Origin of the sequence: Bradyrhizobium sp. PRIMUS42 (assembly GCF_023006515.1) — a bacterium.
Taxonomy (GTDB): Bacteria; Pseudomonadota; Alphaproteobacteria; order Rhizobiales; family Xanthobacteraceae; genus Bradyrhizobium.
The window spans coordinates 1-3,467 of sequence record NZ_JALBGZ010000666.1 but is presented as its reverse complement, the minus strand read 5'-3'; the positions used below and the strand labels follow the sequence as shown (position 1 = coordinate 3,467).

The following is a 3,467-nucleotide window of genomic DNA, read 5'->3' as shown; positions in this document are numbered from 1 at the left end:
CCTCTGCTTGAGCGGCAGGTCGCGGCCGCCCTGGCGCACCCATGCGTTCGGCGCGACTTCGGCGACCGCATCGACAAAGCCGTCGCGCACCTGGGGATAGAGCTGCACGTGCTGATGGCCGTCGACGAAATCAGGCGCGCGCCCGAACGCCTCCGCGAAGGCGGCGAGTTGCGCCTTCACCTCGTTGCGGAAGAATTCAGGGTCGAGCCGCCGCAAAACGCCCGCGCGCAGCAGTTTTGGAAACGGCATGAACATGTCGCCGTCGAGCGGACGAAAATGCATGGTGAGCGGCCGGAACGGCGCCGACAGCGTCACGTGCAATCCGATCGCGCAGCGCGGGCTTTGCCTGGCTGAAGCCTGAAGCGCCTCGACCTCGCTGCGCTCGATCGCCGGGCCCACCATCATCACCGAGGTGGCGTTGAGGCGGCCGCGTTCGATCAGGTCGCGGATGGCGCGGTTGACGCCCGGGCTGATGCCGTAATCGTCGGCGCAGAGCCAGATCCGCCGCAGGACCGCGGCCGCGCTCATTCGGCCGCGGTCCTCTTCGGGGCGTCCTGACTTGAAGGGTCCTGACTTGAAGCGTGCTGGGCCTTGTCGGTTTCGAAGGGCTTTTCACTGTGCTCGGCGACGAAATAGATCGGACGCGCCTTCAGCTCGGACAGGATCTTGCCGATATATTCGCCGACGATGCCGATCATGATGAGCTGGACGCCGCCGATCGTCATCAGGCCGATCACGAGCGAGGGATAGCCGGGCACCTGCTTGCCGGTCGTGAACACCTCCCAGAGGATCGAAAGGCCGAACAGGAAGGCGCCGCCGGCGAGAATGACACCGAGCAGGCTCGCGAAGCGCAAGGGTGCGACCGAAAACGAGGTCAGGCCCTCGATCGACAGGCCAAGCAGGCTTGCGGCGTTGAAGGTGGTGACGCCATGGGCTCGCGCCGCAGGCTCGTAATCGACGCGGATCTGGCGGAAGCCGATCCAGCTGGCGAGGCCCTTGAAGAACCGGTTGCGTTCCGGCAGCTGCCTGAGGGCTGCGACCGCGCGCGGCGAGAGCAGGCGGAAGTCGCCGGCGTCCTCGGGAATCTTCTGGCGCGCGCCCCAATTGATCAGCGCGTAGAAGCCGTGCACGGCGACGCGTCGCAGGAAGCCCTCGTTATCGCGATGCGCCTTGGCGGTGTAGACGACGTCATAGCCGTCATCGATCCAATGCCGCACCAGCTGTTCGATCAGGGCCGGCGGATGCTGGCCGTCGCCGTCCATGAACATGACGGCGCCGAGCCGGGAATGGTCGAGGCCGGCCATCAGCGCCGCCTCCTTGCCGAAATTACGCGACAGCGACACCACCTGGACGCCGATCGCATCGGCCGGCAATGAACGCGCAATCGAGAGCGTCGCGTCCTTGCTGCCGTCGTCGACATAGACGACCTCGCAAGCCAGCCGATAGCGCTCCCGCAAGGTCTTCGCGAGATCGCAGATGCGCTGGTGCAGGGCGGCGAGGCCCGCCGCCTCGTTGTAGACGGGGACGACTATCGACAGTCCCTTCGCGGCGGCGCTGGCCGCGGTGGTCGTCATGCCGGAAACGTCAGAGCCCAGCGTCATCGATCAAGGTTCCAGAGGCGTTCAAAGTCATCTCAACAGCATATGGTAGCTGCCGTTTGCTGTCGCAAAGCTGAACGGAACAGCCGAACGGACGTGGGGCTCACCGCCGCAGGAACGCCTCGAGCTTGGCGAACAGCGGGTTCTCCCGGTCGAACACATAGTCGAGCGAAACCACCGAGACGGTCTCGGCGCCATGCTCGCGCAGGAAGCTTGCCAGCGCATAAAGCTGCCCCGGTGGGCAGTGCAGCGTCAGCATGCCTGACGAGGTCGGTCCGCCGAACGGGGTCTCGACGCCGTACCGGCTGTGGGCTTCGCCGAGCAGGGCGGCGTCGCATTGCCGGAAGCGGGTGCGGACCTCCCGGTACTTGTTGGCCCGCGCCCGCGCTGCGATGTGATCGAGAATGACGCGCGCCGTCTCCCGCGCCTGCGGCGACCAGTCGGCCTCCTTCGACGCCACGAGATTGGCCTGGCTGCGCAGGATCACGCCGTCGTCGAGCACCCGCAAGCCGTTGGCGGCGAGCGTCGCGCCCGTCGTGGTGATGTCGACGATCAGCTCGGCGCTGCCGGCTGCCGGCGCGCCTTCGGTTGCGCCTGCGCTTTCGACGATGCGGTAGTCGGTGATGCCGTGGCTCTGGAAGAACGCGCGGGTGAGATTGACGAACTTGGTCGCGACCCGCATCCGCATGTGATGCTGCTCGCGGAAGCCGGTGGTGACGTCGTCGAGATCGGCCATGGTGCGGACGTCGATCCAGGCCTGCGGCACCGCCACGACGACGTCGGCATAGCCGAAGCCGAGCCCTTCGATCAGCGACACGCGCTTGTCGGCATCCGCGATGGTCTCGCGCACGAGATCCTCGCCGGTGACGCCGAGATGCGCAAAGCCGCGCGACAGCTGCGAGGCGATCTCGCTCGCCGAGAGATAGGCGACCTCGACATTGTCGAGGCCTGCGATGGTGCCGCGATAGTCGCGGGCGCCGCCGGCCTTCGACAGCTTGAGGCCGGCGCGGGCAAAGAAGGCTTCGGTGTTTTCCTGAAGGCGGCCCTTGGAGGGAACGGCCAGAACGAATGGCGCGCTCATGATTTTAAGCTCCCACCTTGCGGCCGATCCGGGTCAGCGCGTCCACCCAGACCGAGAAGCCGACCGCGGGGATCGGCTCGCCCGAACCGAGCTGGGTCATCAGCCGGTCATAACGGCCGCCGGCAACCAGCGGTTCGGCGCCGTTGCCCCGGTGATGCAGCTCGAATTCGAAGCCGGTGTAATAGTCGAGGCCGCGACCGAACGCGGTCGAGAAGCGCGTCTGCTTCACGTCGATGCCGCGCGCCGCCATGAAGCCGACCCGGCTCTCGAACTGATCAATCGCCGCAGCAAGGTCGAGCTTGGCATCAGTGGTGAGCGCGCGCAGCCCGGCGATGGCGTCGTCGGGATTACCTGCGATCGACAGGAAGCGCTTGAGCACGGTGATCGCCTCGCGCGGCAGCGCGCCGCCCTTCAGCGTCGATTGCTCGAGGAAGCGGTCGGCGATCTCGGCCGTGGTGCGCCCGCCGACATTGGTGGTGCCGGCGATCGACATCAGATCGGTGACGAAGGCGAGCGCCGCCTTGCGATCGGAGCCGGCCAGCGCGGCGAGCACGCCCTCATATTCGCTGGGGGACGCGGTGGTCGCGGCCGCCAGCCGCTCCAGATCCTGCTCCAGGCTGATCTTGCGGTTGAAATCCTTGACCAGGCGGCGGCGCCAGACCGGATAGAGGTCGAGCGCGTCGAGCAGCGCATTGAACAGCGCTACGTCGCCGGTGCGGATCTCGACGTCTTGGACGCCGAAGGCCGCGGTTGCCTCCAGCGCCAGTGCCAGCGTCTCGGCGTCGGCT

Annotated in this window: 4 protein-coding genes; all 4 read right to left on the bottom strand. The window is 66.9% G+C overall.

Annotation, left to right across the window (positions count from 1 at the left end):
* The coding region (locus MOV75_RS31485; protein ID WP_247007264.1) for a ChbG/HpnK family deacetylase at positions 1-528 on the bottom strand (528 nt) is incomplete at its 3' end.
* On the bottom strand, positions 525-1,601 hold the full coding sequence (locus MOV75_RS31480) for a glycosyltransferase family 2 protein (RefSeq protein ID WP_246930802.1): 1,077 nt from the start codon (positions 1,599-1,601) through the stop codon (positions 525-527). The genes MOV75_RS31485 and MOV75_RS31480, both read right to left, overlap by 4 nt.
* A gap of 100 nt (positions 1,602-1,701) precedes the next feature.
* Positions 1,702-2,679, bottom strand: coding sequence for an ATP phosphoribosyltransferase (gene hisG / locus MOV75_RS31475; RefSeq protein ID WP_246930800.1), 978 nt, complete (start codon positions 2,677-2,679; stop codon positions 1,702-1,704).
* 4 nt (positions 2,680-2,683) lie between these two features.
* Positions 2,684-3,467: ATP phosphoribosyltransferase regulatory subunit (locus MOV75_RS31470; protein WP_247007263.1), on the bottom strand; the 784-nt coding region annotated here is incomplete at its 5' end.